This is a genomic window from Pseudoalteromonas sp. 10-33, assembly GCF_001469195.1.
Taxonomy (GTDB): Bacteria; Pseudomonadota; Gammaproteobacteria; order Enterobacterales; family Alteromonadaceae; genus Pseudoalteromonas.
The window spans coordinates 432,766-446,660 of record NZ_LOFI01000001.1; the positions used below are offsets into that span (position 1 = coordinate 432,766).

The 13,895-nt window shown below is 40.1% G+C and carries 13 protein-coding genes; 11 read left to right on the forward strand and 2 right to left on the reverse strand.

The annotated features are described in order from the left end of the window. The first annotated feature begins 146 nt into the window (after positions 1 to 146). From pdsO to ATS76_RS02005, 3 genes are read left to right on the forward strand one after another with little or no spacing between them, the layout of a single operon-like run. Entirely contained in the window at positions 147 to 881 is a 735-nt protein-coding gene (pdsO, locus tag ATS76_RS01995; protein ID WP_058550830.1) for a sortase-associated OmpA-like protein PdsO, read from the forward strand. A gap of 25 nt (positions 882 to 906) precedes the next feature. After that, positions 907 to 2,913 carry a marine proteobacterial sortase target protein gene (locus tag ATS76_RS02000; RefSeq protein WP_058551051.1) on the forward strand — a complete coding sequence of 669 codons (2,007 nt, stop codon included), beginning with the start codon at positions 907 to 909 and terminating at the stop codon, positions 2,911 to 2,913. Then, positions 2,910 to 3,503, forward strand: coding sequence for a class GN sortase (locus ATS76_RS02005; protein WP_058550831.1), 594 nt, complete (start codon positions 2,910 to 2,912; stop codon positions 3,501 to 3,503). Before ATS76_RS02000 ends, ATS76_RS02005 begins: the two co-directional genes overlap by 4 nt. On the opposite strand, the gene ATS76_RS02010 is transcribed toward ATS76_RS02005, so the two are convergent. Then, complete coding sequence (locus ATS76_RS02010) at positions 3,398 to 4,357, reverse strand: DMT family transporter (protein ID WP_058550832.1); 960 nt, start codon at positions 4,355 to 4,357, stop codon at positions 3,398 to 3,400. The two genes, ATS76_RS02005 and ATS76_RS02010, sit on opposite strands and share 106 nt — an antisense overlap. Before the next feature lie 117 nt (positions 4,358 to 4,474). Here ATS76_RS02010 and proB point away from each other — a divergent pair, with 117 nt between their 5' ends. From proB to gltX, 4 genes are all read left to right on the forward strand, one after another. Continuing rightward, positions 4,475 to 5,578 (forward strand): glutamate 5-kinase, encoded by a 1,104-nt coding sequence (gene proB / locus ATS76_RS02015; protein ID WP_058550833.1) that lies wholly within the window; start codon positions 4,475 to 4,477, stop codon positions 5,576 to 5,578. Positions 5,579 to 5,680: 102 nt separating this feature from the next. Beyond that, complete coding sequence (locus ATS76_RS02020) at positions 5,681 to 6,640, forward strand: GGDEF domain-containing protein (protein WP_058550834.1); 960 nt, start codon at positions 5,681 to 5,683, stop codon at positions 6,638 to 6,640. Between the two features lie 72 nt (positions 6,641 to 6,712). Next, a complete protein-coding gene (locus ATS76_RS02025; protein WP_006791909.1) occupies positions 6,713 to 7,072 on the forward strand; it encodes a glutaredoxin family protein in 360 nt (119 codons plus the stop codon). 45 nt (positions 7,073 to 7,117) lie between these two features. Further along, positions 7,118 to 8,602: a glutamate--tRNA ligase gene (gene gltX, locus ATS76_RS02030; RefSeq protein ID WP_058550835.1), complete on the forward strand. Its 1,485-nt coding sequence runs from the start codon at positions 7,118 to 7,120 to the stop codon at positions 8,600 to 8,602. 97 nt (positions 8,603 to 8,699) lie between these two features. Here the strand turns inward: gltX and ATS76_RS02035 are convergent, their stop codons facing one another. Further along, positions 8,700 to 9,098, reverse strand: coding sequence for a hypothetical protein (locus tag ATS76_RS02035; protein ID WP_058550836.1), 399 nt, complete (start codon positions 9,096 to 9,098; stop codon positions 8,700 to 8,702). Between the two features lie 172 nt (positions 9,099 to 9,270). On the opposite strand from ATS76_RS02035, the gene ATS76_RS02040 reads away from it, so the two are divergent. From ATS76_RS02040 to ATS76_RS02055, 4 genes are all read left to right on the forward strand, one after another. Continuing rightward, a complete protein-coding gene (locus tag ATS76_RS02040) occupies positions 9,271 to 9,972 on the forward strand; it encodes a DUF3581 domain-containing protein (RefSeq protein ID WP_058550837.1) in 702 nt (233 codons plus the stop codon). Positions 9,973 to 10,065: 93 nt separating this feature from the next. Further along, positions 10,066 to 11,313: a DEAD/DEAH box helicase gene (locus ATS76_RS02045; protein ID WP_058550838.1), complete on the forward strand. Its 1,248-nt coding sequence runs from the start codon at positions 10,066 to 10,068 to the stop codon at positions 11,311 to 11,313. 242 nt (positions 11,314 to 11,555) lie between these two features. After that, positions 11,556 to 12,095: a heme NO-binding domain-containing protein gene (locus ATS76_RS02050; RefSeq protein ID WP_058550839.1), complete on the forward strand. Its 540-nt coding sequence runs from the start codon at positions 11,556 to 11,558 to the stop codon at positions 12,093 to 12,095. Between the two features lie 2 nt (positions 12,096 to 12,097). Continuing rightward, entirely contained in the window at positions 12,098 to 13,831 is a 1,734-nt protein-coding gene (locus ATS76_RS02055; protein ID WP_058550840.1) for a response regulator, read from the forward strand. Positions 13,832 to 13,895: the final 64 nt, after the last annotated feature.

The window sequence follows — 13,895 nt, forward strand, 5'->3', positions numbered from 1 at the left end:
ACGGTTAAAAAGGCAATTGCCATTTTTTTGCCACAATTGCTCAGCGGTTTGCCATTTTTGCTCCCCTTTGTTGCCACTTGGTGTTGTTTTAATGCATCTATCGAAACAAAACATCACAAAGTTAAATCAATTTTAAGGATCATATTATGAAGAAGACATTAATCGCGCTAACACTTGTTACTAGTTTTTCTGCTCCGACATTTTCATCGGCTTCTGAACATTCGCCTTCTAAAGAGGCAACTCAAGAAACTGCAATAGGCTTAGGTACAGGCGCTATTATTGGTGGTGTAGTTGGTGGACCAATTGGTGCGTTTATAGGCGCATTTGCTGGTGGCTTGATTGGGGATGCAAAAGTTGCTGACAACAAAATTGACGAGCAGCAACGCGCCTTGGCAGTAATGAAACAAAAAACGAACGATTACCAACATGTGCTTAATCATAACAACTTATTAGAGCAGCAATTAGAGGTGCTCGCACAGCAAAACGAGCAGTTAACACAATCTCAAATTAATAACCTGCTTGCGATGACCGTTCAATTTAAAACGGGTTCAAGCAACATAGCCCCCCACTTTGCTAAACAGCTTGACCAGTTAGTTGTGCTTTTAAACAACCAACCTCAATTAGCGCTTGATTTAAGTGGCTTTGCCGACCAACGAGGAGATGAACAAGCTAATTTTTTACTGTCTAAAAAACGTGTAAATGCAGTGCAAAGTTATCTAATAAAACACGGCGTTAGCCACAAACGTTTAAGTACGCAAGCCTTTGGTGAGCAGCACACATTGGCAAATAGTAATACCACAGAAGATAACTTTTTTGACCGTCGAGTAACGCTGACTACCCGCTCACTAGCGCCTGTAAATGGCCAAACAGCGAGTAACTAATTTTAGCATTCGATGGAGTGATTTTATGTTGAGTAAACCAACCAAAATGCTTGTTAAGGCAAGCATTTTTATATTCACGGCAATAGCGCTATTAGCAAGTAAAAGCAGCTATGCGCAATCGCCAAAGCTTGAACTAACCGATACCTTAGGTAAGCCCGTTAGCCCTGCCATAATATTAAAAAGCGACGCTCACATGACAGTAACAGGGTTAATTAACCATGTTGTAGTTAAGCAAACTTATCAAAACGAAAACCCATTTGCGGTGAATGCACGTTATGTGTTTCCACTACCCGACGAAAGTGCAGTGCACGCCATGACAATGCGCATTGGTGAGCGCGTTATTAAAGGGCATATTGATAAAAAAATAGAGGCCGAAAAAAAATACGCACAAGCTCAAAAGGCAGGAGAGCAGGCTGCATTGGTGCGTCAACAACGGGCAAATATGTTTGTCACTAATGTGGCAAATATTGGTCCTGGTGAACAGGTGGCCATTGAGCTTGAGTATCAAGAAATTATTAGTTACCGCAGTGGCACTTTTGCCATTCGTTTTCCTACCACCATTACGCCACGTTACCACGCAATTAGCGGTGAAGTTGAGTTTAATGAGCAAAACCAAGCTCCCGTCAATACTGCACCAAGCGGCTGGTTAAGCCCTGTTTACAGTATACAAAGCGCGGCGTATAACGATGACGACGCACCGAGTAGTAAATTTAGTTTAAATATAGATATAGACGTTGGGTTAGAGTTGGTGGATATAAACTCTAAATTTCATAACGTAGATATTCATAACCCTGCATTTGGCCAATACACCGTTGCATTAAACGAGCAAAATGCCATAAACCGCGACTTTGTTCTTGAGTTTAAACCGCTGCAAAAAGAAAGCGCGCAAGCTGCCTTTTTTACCCAGCAGTTTAAAAACGGAGATCGTTATGGCCTTGCTATGCTAATGCCGCCTGCTGATCACTTTACGCAAACTCAACGCTTACCCCGAGAAATGGTATTTGTAGTAGATACCTCAGGCTCAATGCATGGGCAGTCTATTGAGCAGGCAAAAAAAGCGTTATTTTATGCGCTGTCTTTACTCGATAGCGACGACAGCTTTAACATTATTGGTTTTGATAACGTGGTTACCCCCATGAGCGATAGTCCTCTTATTGCTAGCGACTTTAACTTACGCCGAGCAGAACGTTTTATTTACAGCCTAGAGGCCGATGGCGGCACAGAAATACAAGGTGCGCTTGATGCGGTGCTTGATGGCAGTACTTTTGATGGTTTTGTACGCCAAGTGGTGTTTTTAACCGATGGTAGTGTAAGTAATGAAGCCGCTTTATTTAAAAATATTCAGGATAAATTAGGTGATAGCCGGTTATTTACGGTAGGAATTGGCAGTGCACCCAATAGCTTTTTTATGCGTCGCGCAGCCGATATAGGCAAAGGGTCATTTACTTTTATTGGCAGCACACAAGAAGTACAGCCTAAAATGCAGCAGTTATTTGATAAGCTCGCCCACCCAGCCATTACAGATCTCGCTTTAAGCGATGAAAACGGTAACCGTTTAGATTTTTGGCCATCACCCTTACCCGATTTATATTTTGGCGAGCCAGTTATGGTTGCTATAAAACTCAATGGCACCGGTAATATTTTGCTCAGCGGGCAAACGGCGCAGGGGCCACTTAACATTAAACTTAGCGCGCATAATAGCTCTCAAGCCAATGGCATAGCAAAACTGTGGGCGCGTCAAAAAATTAAATCATTACTTTTATATAACGAGCAAAGTAGTGTTAAAGACGAGGTGCAAAAATTAGCTTTAACGCATCAGCTTTTAAGTCCATTTACTGCGTTTATTGCCATTGAACACACTCAAATTAAAGACGTTGCAGATCAAACTGCGCAAGCCGCTAACGAAGTGCCGCAAGGAATGGAAATGCGTTTGCCGCAAACCGATGGTCAAAGTAGGCTGCATATAATGTTGGGCAGTATGTTACTTATAACGTTTGGTGCTCTTAAATTAAAAAGACGCGTTAAAACATGAAAAAGTGGTTAAGTGCAGGGCTATTAATTGCTGGGCTCAGCTTGTTTGGCCACGGTTTTTATATGCAAGCAAAGGCATGGCTTGCACAAGTGTTGATTGAGCAAGCGTGGCAGCAAGCGCTTGCAGAGCCGGGTAAAAAAGTAAAACCGTGGTTTTATGCTGATAGTTTTGTAACCGCGCAGCTTCATTTTCCATCGCATAATAAAACGTTAAGTGTGCTCGGTGGTGCGAGTGGTCGAAATTTAGCATTTGCACCAAGCCATTTTTTGCCCGCGGGGGAATTGGGCAATCGCCAGAAGGGAGCGTTAATAGCAGGTCATAACGACACCCACTTTGCGTTTTTACAGCACGCCAAAGTGGGTGAACAGTTTACTATGCAGTTACAAAGCGGGGAGTTACAGCAGTATAAAGTCACGGCGGTTGATATAATTCATCAATCGCAGCATGATTTTTTACGCACTCCGGGGCTTTATTTACTTACCTGTTATCCCTTTGATGCATTAGCGTCGGGCACCGATTTGAGGTTATTGGTATCGGCAGAAATATCTTCACCGGATTCACTAAGTGGTATATCAACAACAAGCTCTTGATGGCGCTGGCTAACCATAACGCCAATAAAGACTACAAAAATACTAAGCCACTGCCAAAGTGTAAGTACCTCTCCCAAAATAATAGCCGATAAAATAAGTGTAAATATGGGGATTAAATTTGAATACGCCGCTGCTGTAAGCACCGATACCTTGCTTATGGCATAGTTGTACATACCGTAGCCGCCCAGGGTAACGCAAGAGCCTAAATATAAAATACTCATAAGTGCCGTTAGGTCGTGTTGATTTTCGCTGGGTAGTTCAATAAAAAATAAAAAGGGTGCAAAAAACAAACTTCCGCTAATGCCTTGTAATGCAATTAAAGTCAGTGGTGAATACCGGTTTGCTAAGTGTTTAATGCTAACGGTATAAAAAGCAGCGCACACCATAGCCATTAGCTCTAAAAAGTTACCTAATATAGGGTTAGGCGCTTGTTCTGAGCTAGGAGAGAGAAGCGTAAGTAAAATACTGCCGCCAATACATAGCGTAAAGCCCACCACAATGGCTCTACTTATGTATTCTTTAAGCATAAAAAACGCTAAAAACGCCACTATAATTGGTAAGCAAGACACAATAACACCCGCCTGAGATGCCGATGTATATTCCATTGCGTGGCCTTCAAATAAAAAGTATAAGCAAGGCTCAGCAAGCGACATACCGACTAAATATTTCCAATCACCTTTTTGGTATTCAAAACGAATAACATAACGCCATAAGCACAATGAAATAACGAGCGTAGTAAGCATACGTAAAAATATCACTAATGCTGGATCGTAAATGGCAATGGAGTATTTAAGCGCTATAAACGAACTGCCCCATAAAAAAGTGGCAATAATTAAACATAAACTGGCAGGCATAAGACGTAATTTAAACAATAAAATATAGCGCGATCCTAGCATGAAAATTTTTAACTTGTTCAAAAATACCGAGCTGGTATAAGTTAAATCATAATAAAATTTTAATAGTTAAAAACAATGCAAAGGGAACAGATAATAGTTGTAAAGTTAGGTACAAGCGTACTAACTGGTGGCACCGATAAACTAGATAAAGCTCATATGGTTGAGTTAGTTCGCCAATGCTTTGAGCTTAAAAAGCAGGGGCATCAGGTTGTTATGGTATCAAGCGGCGCCGTAGCTGCAGGCCGTGAGCAACTATTAACACCCTGTGGTACGAGCTTAGTGAATAAACAAATGTTAGCTGCAATAGGGCAGGGCCAACTTATTCATATATGGCAAAGTTTATTTGCATTGTATGGTGTAAACGTAGGGCAAATGCTGCTAACACGCGCTGATGTTGATGACAGAGAGCGTTACTTAAACGCACGTGATACATTAACGGCCTTACTTAGCTACGATGTGGTGCCTATTATAAATGAAAATGACGCCGTTGCCACAAGCGAAATAAAAGTGGGTGATAACGATAACCTATCGGCCTTGGTGGCTATATTAGCTAATGCAGACAAATTGCTATTACTTACCGATCAAGACGGCTTGTTCACCAGCGATCCCCGCACCAATGCCGATGCAAAGCTTATTGACGAAGTAACCCACATAAACGATGAACTGCGTCAACTTGCTGGTGGCAGTGGTACTAACTTAGGCACTGGCGGTATGGCAACAAAGCTGCAAGCGGCTGATATAGCAAGGCGTGCAGGCGTTGAAGTTATTATTGCCAAAGGCGCTGGCAGCAACGTTATTTTAAAATGCATGAGCGAGCAATTACCGGGTACGCGCTTTTTAAAGTTAACGGCGCCTAAAGATGGTCGCAAAAAATGGTTATTAGCCGGGCCTAAAAGTAATGGGCAAATAGCAATAGATACAGGGGCTATTAGTGCGCTGCAAAATAATGGGGCAAGTTTATTGGCCAAAGGAGTCACCAGTGCATTTGGGGATTTTGAGCGTGGCGATTTAATAGATTTAATTGATAGCAATAATGTTGTAATTGCGCGTGGTTTAACCCGCTTTAGTCGCTCGGAGGTTAATAAAATTAAAGGCGCACATTCAAAAAATATTGCACAGTTACTTAGTTATGACGCTGGTTCAGAAGTATTGCATAGAGACGACTTAGTGCTACTTTAATACTTGGTCAAAAAGGATGTATTTAAATTAAATGTCTAATTATTTAGTAAAGCTATAGATTACGTCTAAACTGGTTAAAAATTATTCAAATTGGGTGTGGCAATGCAAGCCAATTCATGTGGCCACGAGTGGGTAGTCGAACTCACTTGTCAGGAAGACGAAAGCCATTTAGATTCGGCTTTAATAGACGTGCTAGGTGACTTACTAAGCGTCGATAATTTTGCGATTTACATAAACAAGCACGTTACCTTGCAAGCCCCACCTATACTGATAAACACACACAGCAACTTAACATACTTAGAGCCCAGTCAAGCCCAATTAATCCTTAATAAAGCAACGCCTAGTAAAACAAGGGTTATTCATACGACCGATGATGTAACAACATACATCCCGGTTAATCATAGCGATACCATTCTGGGTGTTTTAATTATTAAAACCAAGCAGTTAATAACCGATAGAATAAGTGCATTAGCGATGTACATTTTAAATGTATACGCGAATCAATTATGGATTTTGCATAAGTCGCGGCTTGATCCTTTAACGGGGCTTTTAAATCGCCAAACCTTTGACAAAAAGGTAATGGAAATAGTCACAGGTAATGGTTTTTTATTACCCCGAGAGCAAGCAGATACAAAACGCTGTTGGTATTTAGCCATTGTTGACATTGATTTATTTAAAAATGTTAACGATACATTTGGCCATGTAGTTGGCGACGGTGTGATTGCACAAGTTGCTAAACTCATAAAAAATAATTTTAGAATTGAAGATTATGCTTTTAGATATGGAGGGGAAGAGTTTGCAATCGTATTTCAGTCGCAAACAAATACAGATGCACTTAATGCACTCACTCGTTTACGACAGCGAGTAGCCAGTCATGATTTTGAGCACATACAGCAGTTAACAATTAGCATTGGCTTTTTAGAGCTACAGAGCGCTGATACCGTTTCAAGCATAGTAAACCAAGCCGACATGGCGTTATATCACTCAAAAAAAACAGGACGGAATAAGGTGACATCATGTCACGAACTTACGCTCAGAAAAGAAGTCAGGATTTCTCAATAGTATTGAGCTTTTTTGATTGTAAAATTGTGCTAAAATCTGGCTCCTTAAATTGTTGTAGTCAGAGTATTAAGCATGAAATTCGTTCGTTGGTTTTTAGGTTGTATAATTTTATTCTTTAATTTTATATTTACTCCTCGTAGTAAAAAGCGTGCAAGCGAAGAGCAAGCCAAGCTTGATCTGCAAACCTCTCATTTTAAACTTTACCAATTTAAAGCATGCCCGTTTTGTGTGAAAGTACGCCGTGCTATCAAGCGCGAAGGCTTAAACATAGAAACACGCGATGCAAAAGACAATGAGCAATATCGTCAAGAGCTACTAGAGCAAGGTGGCAAAATTAAAGTGCCTTGTTTACGTATAGAGCAAAATGGCCAAACTCAATGGCTTTACGAATCTAACGATATTATTGCGTACTTAAATAAAGTAGCTGCTTAAACGATTCATTTAATTTTTATCTCACTTATTTAAAGAGACATTATCATGACAATCCGTACTCGTGTTGCCCCGTCACCTACTGGTGACCCGCATCTTGGCACCGCTTATATTGCATTATTTAACTACTGTTTTGCTAAGCAGCAAGGCGGGGAATTTGTTCTTCGTATCGAAGATACAGACCAAGTACGAAGCACACCTGAGTCGGAACAAGCGATAATGAATAGCCTGCGTTGGTTAGGTCTTGAGTGGGATCATGGCCCTGATGTAGGCGGTGAATTTGGCCCGTACCGTCAGTCTGAGCGTAGCGACTTATATAAAAAATACGCGCACCAACTTGTTGAGCAAGGCAAAGCATTTTACTGTTTTGCAACCAGCGAAGAACTTGACCAAATGCGCGAAGAGCAAATGGCTGAAGGTCTGCGTCCTAAATACGACGGTCGTGGTTTAAACCACACAGAAGACGAAATTAAAGCTAACCTAGCTGCAGGAAAGCCTTACGTTATCCGTATGAAAATTCCAAGTGAAGGCACCTTTAAGTTTAACGACTACCTACGCGACGAAATTGAGATCCCGTGGGAAAACGTAGACATGCAAGTGCTATTAAAAGCCGATGGTTTTCCAACGTACTTTTTAGCAAACGTGGTAGACGATCACCACATGCAAATTAGCCATATTTTCCGTGGTGAAGAGTGGATTAACTCAGCACCTAAACTATTAAAGCTTTACGAAGATTTTGGTTGGGAAGCGCCAGTATTAGGTCATTTACCATTATTGCGTAACCCAGATAAATCAAAGCTTTCAAAGCGTAAAAACCCAACCAGTATTAACTACTACAAAGAAATGGGTTACCTACCAGAAGCCGTGCTCAACTACTTAGGCCGCATGGGCTGGTCAATGCCAGACGAGCGTGAAAAGTTCACACTTGATGAAATGATTGAACACTTTGACATGAAGCGTGTATCGCTTGGTGGCCCAGTATTTGACGTAGATAAGTTAAGCTGGTTAAACGGTACGTGGATCCGCGAAAACCTAACCGACGAAGAGCTTGTGAAGCGCTTTGTTGATTGGAAGTTTAACGGTGACATGCTAGCTAAAGTATTACCAGAAGCTAAAACGCGTATTAACACGCTGTCGGATATGGTTGATTTAGCCGGTCACTTTGTAGGCGGCATTCCAACTTACGACCCAGCACTGTTAACTGCGGGCAAAGCCGACGAAAATGTAATACGCCAAGCGCTACAATTTTTTGTATGGCAATTAGAAGGCTTACGTAGCTTTGATAAGCCAGCTATTTTTACCATTGCAAAAGAGGTTGCTACATTCCACGAGCTAAAAATTAAAGACTTCTTAGAGCCAATATTTGTAGCAATCACGGGTAAAACGTCATCAACGTCGGTACTTGATGCAATGGAAATTTTAGGCTCTGATCTATCACGTGCGCGTTTACGTGTAGCACTTGCTCATTTAGGTATTTCTAAAAAGCAGGCTAAAAATATTGAGCGTGCGTACCGTACATACCCAAGCGTATAATCTTTAGTCATACTTTGTTAAAAAGCCGAGCTTATTAAATAAGCTTGGCTTTTTTGTTTTAGGGAGCCAGTGTTAATTAGTTCTGGTATTACTGCATTTATTTCAAGTCGTAAGCTTGACCCGTACAAGTAACCGAAATGTCGCAATAAGATTGAGGAGTTTCTCTACAAGAATTAATAGTAAAGGCATTACCGCCTCTGCGCATTGCATCCGCTTTAAGTGAATCAATGGCACTTGATTTAGCGCGATTGTAACTAACGTTACTGTTTGCACCTCGGCCATCTCCATTACAGCTCTCGCCTTCAATTCGACCTAATAATGAAGCACCACTTTCGTGGGCTTGTTGGTCACTATAAAATTGGTGAAGGTCTCTTTTATTTACATAAATACCAATTTCATCGCCTAAAATATCGTTGTCTATATTGGTATGGTAAGTAACGCCAGAACACCCTGTTAGAGCAGTTAGCACACAGGTTACAGCAAAAATACGCAGCATAATGATTAATCCCTTAGTTATTGTTAGCTTAAGAACAAATTATCAATAAAAACAAAAGCAAGCAAAGCAAAAACAAAAGTAAGTTGTATCATTTTGTAAGTGATTCGACCTCTCTTTAAATTTTTTCTGGTAGTATGGGTAAGTTATAAGCAGTTTAAGCAGTGAACAAACTATGTTAAGTCCTTACTTTCAGCAGCACGCTGATTATGTTTCTATCTCTCGTGAGCAAGGGTGTCGTTTCGCAAAGTGCGTTGCCGATGATTACAATCCGCTTCATGATAAAGATGCCAAAAAGTTTTGCGCGCCAGGAGACTTGCTTTTTTCTTTAGTGTTAGACCGCTATGGTATTAGTGAACGAATGGAATTTACCTTTGCTGGTATGGTTGACGAAAACACCAAACTTAGCTTCCCAGAAGGGGGGGACGAGTTTGATGTAACCAATGGCGATAAAGTAATTTTAAAGGTAAAACGCGAAGGTAAAACAAGCAAATGCCCAACACTTACTAATAGCCTAATAAAAAACTATGTTGAGTTTTCTGGTACGGCTTTCCCACATGTCATTATTCCACTAATGGGCAAGCAAGAGGTGATGATTAACCCAGCGCGCCCTATGGTTATTTACGAGTCAATGATTATTAACCTCGATAACATTGATATTCAAGCACCAATCCTTGAGTTTGCTGAGCCAAGTTTTGAATACACAGGCAAGCGCGGCAAAATTACCTTACGCTTTAATTTACTAGAAAACGGCGAAAAAGTCGGTTTTGGTGAAAAGCACATGGTGGTGTCGGGTATTCGTGAATACTGCCAAACAACGGTTGATGATTTAATTACATTTTATAACGAGCGAAAAGCGACCTTAAAACCGGTTTAACATTAGCATTTAAACGGGGCGCTATTGATAGCGCCTTTTTTATTGCTAAAGCTCAGGTATAATGGCGCTCTTTGTTATTTTAAAGCTAAGCCTATGTCTGCCACATCATTTTCATCACTTAATCTCGATTCGTTATTACTAACAGCGATTGAGCAAAATAATTACACCACGCCTACCGCAATTCAGATTAAAACTATTCCGCCTATTTTAGCGGGCAACGATGTAATGGGTAGCGCGCAAACAGGCACAGGTAAAACAGCAGCCTTTGTATTACCGCTTCTTCATAAGCTTTTAAATACACCAAAAAAAGATGAGCCAGGTATTGCTCGCGTGGTTATTTTAACGCCAACACGAGAGCTTGCTCAGCAAGTATTTGCAAGTTTTGAAAAATACGCCCAAGGCAGCAATATTAATGGCGCTTTAGCGTATGGTGGTGCAAGTATTGGCCCGCAAATTAAAGCACTTAAAACGGCGCAAGTAATAGTCGCAACGCCAGGGCGTTTACTTGATCATATAGTTAAAGGCAGTGTGGTGCTTTCAAGTGTTGATTCATTGGTATTTGATGAAGCAGACCGTATGCTCGACATGGGCTTTATTGATGAAATAAAACGTATTTTGCGCCACATTCCAGGCGATCGCCAAACCTTATTATTCTCAGCTACCTTTGATGATGGCGTGTTTGAGCTAAGTAAAAAGCTACTTAAAAACCCTGAGTTGATTGAAGTAGATAAACGTAACTCGGCTGCCGTTGAAGTCGAACAGGTTATTTACGCTGTTGATGAAGACAGAAAACGCGAGCTGGTATCGCACATGATTGGCATGAAAAATTGGCGCCAAGTACTTATATTCACGCGCACCAAGCAAATGGCCGATAAGCTTGCCAAAGAAATGTGTAAAGACGGTTTAAAAACAGAATCTATTCATGGCGATAAATCGCAAGGCGCGCGCGACCGTGCACTACAAAACTTTAAAGAAGGCACTACACGCGTATTAGTTGCCACTGATGTAGCAGCACGCGGGCTTGATATTCCAGCGCTTAAATATGTAATAAATTTTGAACTACCATATATAGCAGAAGACTACGTTCACCGCATAGGCCGCACAGGTCGTGCAGGTGAGCAAGGGCTTGCTATGTCATTAGTTAGTATTGACGAGCAATGGCTACTTGAAGAAATTGAAGTACTGCTTGATACCCGTTTAACACCTCAATGGCTTGAAGGTTATGAACCTGATTTAAATAAGCCACCTAAAGATAACCGCAAAAACACCAACAAAGCGCGTAAAGATCGCGATAAAAAACGTATTACAGGAAAAAGGGCTCCAAGCAGGCGCCGTAAGTAATAGCCAATAGTATGGGGCTGTTAATGCCCCATTTAGTGATAAAAAATTAGTTTTTAAATAGTATTTAGCAATTTTATACACATCAGCTGCGCTTATTTTAATAGTCACTTTCACACAAAGCGGCTAAATAAGTAAAACCCCCTTTAAATAGCAATACATTGTAAGTGTTTTTTCTTCTTACAAATGTGCATTATTACAGTTTAAATCTATACTTAATCTACGACTAATAAGTTGGTAGAGCGATGAAAGGCATTATTTTTACTGAATTTTTAGAAATGGTCGAGATCACATTTTCACCTGCCGTTGCCGATCAAATCATTGAGCAAAACGAACTGGACTCTAATGGGGTTTACACCAGTGTCGGTAACTATAACAAGCAAGAGCTTTTAAAATTAGTAACTTCATTGAGTGGCATTGTTAATATTCCGGTTGATGTACTTGTTAAAGAGTACGGGAAATATCTGTTAAAGCGTTTTTTAGTCTACTATCCACAATTTTTTGAAGAGCTCACTACCACATTTGATTTTTTAGATACCATAGATAGGCATGTGCATGTAGAAGTTGAAAAACTATATACCGACGTTGAGTTACCTAGCTTTCAAACCAAACGATTAAGTGATACCCAAATGCGGATGATTTACCATTCGAGTAACCCCTTTGCTGTACTTGCTGAAGGGTTAATAGAAGGTGCAGCCGAACATTTTAAGGAAAATATAAGCATCAGCAGCGATATCAGTGACGATCATCAAGTGGCTACGTTTAACTTAACACTGGTAGGTTAAATATGGATGTAGCCCTTTTACAGCGAAGGTTAGAGCGAGAGCGCTTGGCGCGAAAAGAAGCCGAAAAGCTGCTTGAAGCCAAATCATTACAGCTTTACGAAGCCAATGAGGTGCTTAAAGGTGCGGCTGAGAACTTGGAGCAAGAAGTTGCCAATAGGACCCACGATCTTAAACTTGCTAAACAAGATGCAGAGGCTGCTAATGAGGCTAAATCAGACTTTTTAGCAAACATGAGCCATGAGATTCGCACCCCGATGAATGCCATAATAGGTATGGCTTATTTGGCTTTAGATACTGAACTTTCGGATAAACAGCGCGACTATGTTGAAAAAATTCATTATTCGGCAGAGTCTTTATTAGGGATAATTAATGATATTTTAGACTTTTCAAAGGTCGAAGCGGGTAAAATAGAGCTTGAACAAAAAGAATTTAATTTTAATACCTTCCTAGAAAATCTTGTTAATATTATTAGTACGTTAGCATCACAAAGAAAAATTGAAGTGGTGTTTGATATTGACCCTCTGCTGCCTGACTTTTTTATTGGCGATGCATTAAGGCTTAACCAAGTGCTGTTAAACCTACTTAATAACGCACTTAAATTTTCGACCCGCGGTAAGGTTATTCTAGCTGTTAAATTAGTTCAAAAAGTAGATAGCTGTTGCAGTGTCACTTTTTCTATTTCAGATAACGGCATTGGGATGACCCAAACACAAGTTGACTCACTGTTTAAACCTTTTACTCAGGCTGATGTATCAACAACCCGAAAGTTTGGTGGAACGGGACTTGGCTTGGTAATAAGTAAAACATTAGTTGAGCTAATGCAGGGAGATATTGTAGTAAGTAGCAAGTTAAATAAAGGGAGCTGCTTTAGTTTTACTATTCCACTTAATTATTCGACTAAGCAAAGTGAGTTTGACGTATCACATATTAGAGCCAAGCGGGCACTTGTTATTGAAAGTTCAGATAGTCAGTTAACATCATTACAAACGCTGCTTTTAGGTTTTGAAGTGAAATTTGATATTGTAAATAACATCAACCAAGTACTAGACCGGTTAAGCGGACTGCAAAATTACGATTTTATATTTATAGATTGGCGAACGTTAAATTTAAATCATGACAGTGCTGCTCAGTCTCTTCGTAATGAGCTTAAGTTAAATGCAAAAAAACTTATTGTAGTAGCGCCTTGTGAAAATAAAGCACTTAACGAAAGCCTATTAGGGTTTGGTGAAAACACTTATAAAGTACTTATAAAACCAATAATTAAAAGCACATTGCATAACGTGCTTTTACAAATTATGCATATAAAAACACTAAAAAAACCAGAATCATTAGAGAGCTCAAATACACAAAATACACTACAAAAACTGCAAGGTATTCATATTTTATTGGTTGAAGATAACCCACTTAATCAACAAGTAGCAACACAAATACTTCGTAAGAATGGCCTAATTGTTGATATTGCCAATGATGGCTTTGAGGCGTTAGACGCGCTAAAACAAAAAACTTACGATGGGGTGTTGATGGATTGCCAAATGCCTCGAATGGATGGCTATACGGCAGCCATAGAAATAAAAAAACAAGCTAAGTTTAAAAACTTACCCATTATTGCGATGACTGCTAATACTAGAGAAACCGATTTATTAAAGGCGCAAGACTGCGGTATGAATGGCTATATTTCAAAACCCATTAAAGTTGAAAGTATGTTTGAGGTAATAGCAAAGTGGGTGTGTATTTAATTTTTGTTTTAAAGTTGTTTTTTAAATAAGTTGGTGAGATAAAAAAGGCAAGCCTGTAGCTTGC

Bases quoted from the DNA above. Each gene is read 5' to 3' on its own strand.
- pdsO (WP_058550830.1), top strand. From the start codon at position 147: ATGAAGAAGACATTAATCGCGCTAACACTTGTTACTAGTTTTTCTGCT.
- ATS76_RS02000 (WP_058551051.1), top strand. From the start codon at position 907: ATGTTGAGTAAACCAACCAAAATGCTTGTTAAGGCAAGCATTTTTATA.
- ATS76_RS02005 (WP_058550831.1), top strand. From the start codon at position 2,910: ATGAAAAAGTGGTTAAGTGCAGGGCTATTAATTGCTGGGCTCAGCTTG.
- ATS76_RS02010 (WP_058550832.1), bottom strand. From the start codon at position 4,357: ATGCCTGCCAGTTTATGTTTAATTATTGCCACTTTTTTATGGGGCAGT.
- proB (WP_058550833.1), top strand. From the start codon at position 4,475: ATGCAAAGGGAACAGATAATAGTTGTAAAGTTAGGTACAAGCGTACTA.
- ATS76_RS02020 (WP_058550834.1), top strand. From the start codon at position 5,681: ATGCAAGCCAATTCATGTGGCCACGAGTGGGTAGTCGAACTCACTTGT.
- ATS76_RS02025 (WP_006791909.1), top strand. From the start codon at position 6,713: ATGAAATTCGTTCGTTGGTTTTTAGGTTGTATAATTTTATTCTTTAAT.
- gltX (WP_058550835.1), top strand. From the start codon at position 7,118: ATGACAATCCGTACTCGTGTTGCCCCGTCACCTACTGGTGACCCGCAT.
- ATS76_RS02035 (WP_058550836.1), bottom strand. From the start codon at position 9,098: ATGCTGCGTATTTTTGCTGTAACCTGTGTGCTAACTGCTCTAACAGGG.
- ATS76_RS02040 (WP_058550837.1), top strand. From the start codon at position 9,271: ATGTTAAGTCCTTACTTTCAGCAGCACGCTGATTATGTTTCTATCTCT.
- ATS76_RS02045 (WP_058550838.1), top strand. From the start codon at position 10,066: ATGTCTGCCACATCATTTTCATCACTTAATCTCGATTCGTTATTACTA.
- ATS76_RS02050 (WP_058550839.1), top strand. From the start codon at position 11,556: ATGAAAGGCATTATTTTTACTGAATTTTTAGAAATGGTCGAGATCACA.
- ATS76_RS02055 (WP_058550840.1), top strand. From the start codon at position 12,098: ATGGATGTAGCCCTTTTACAGCGAAGGTTAGAGCGAGAGCGCTTGGCG.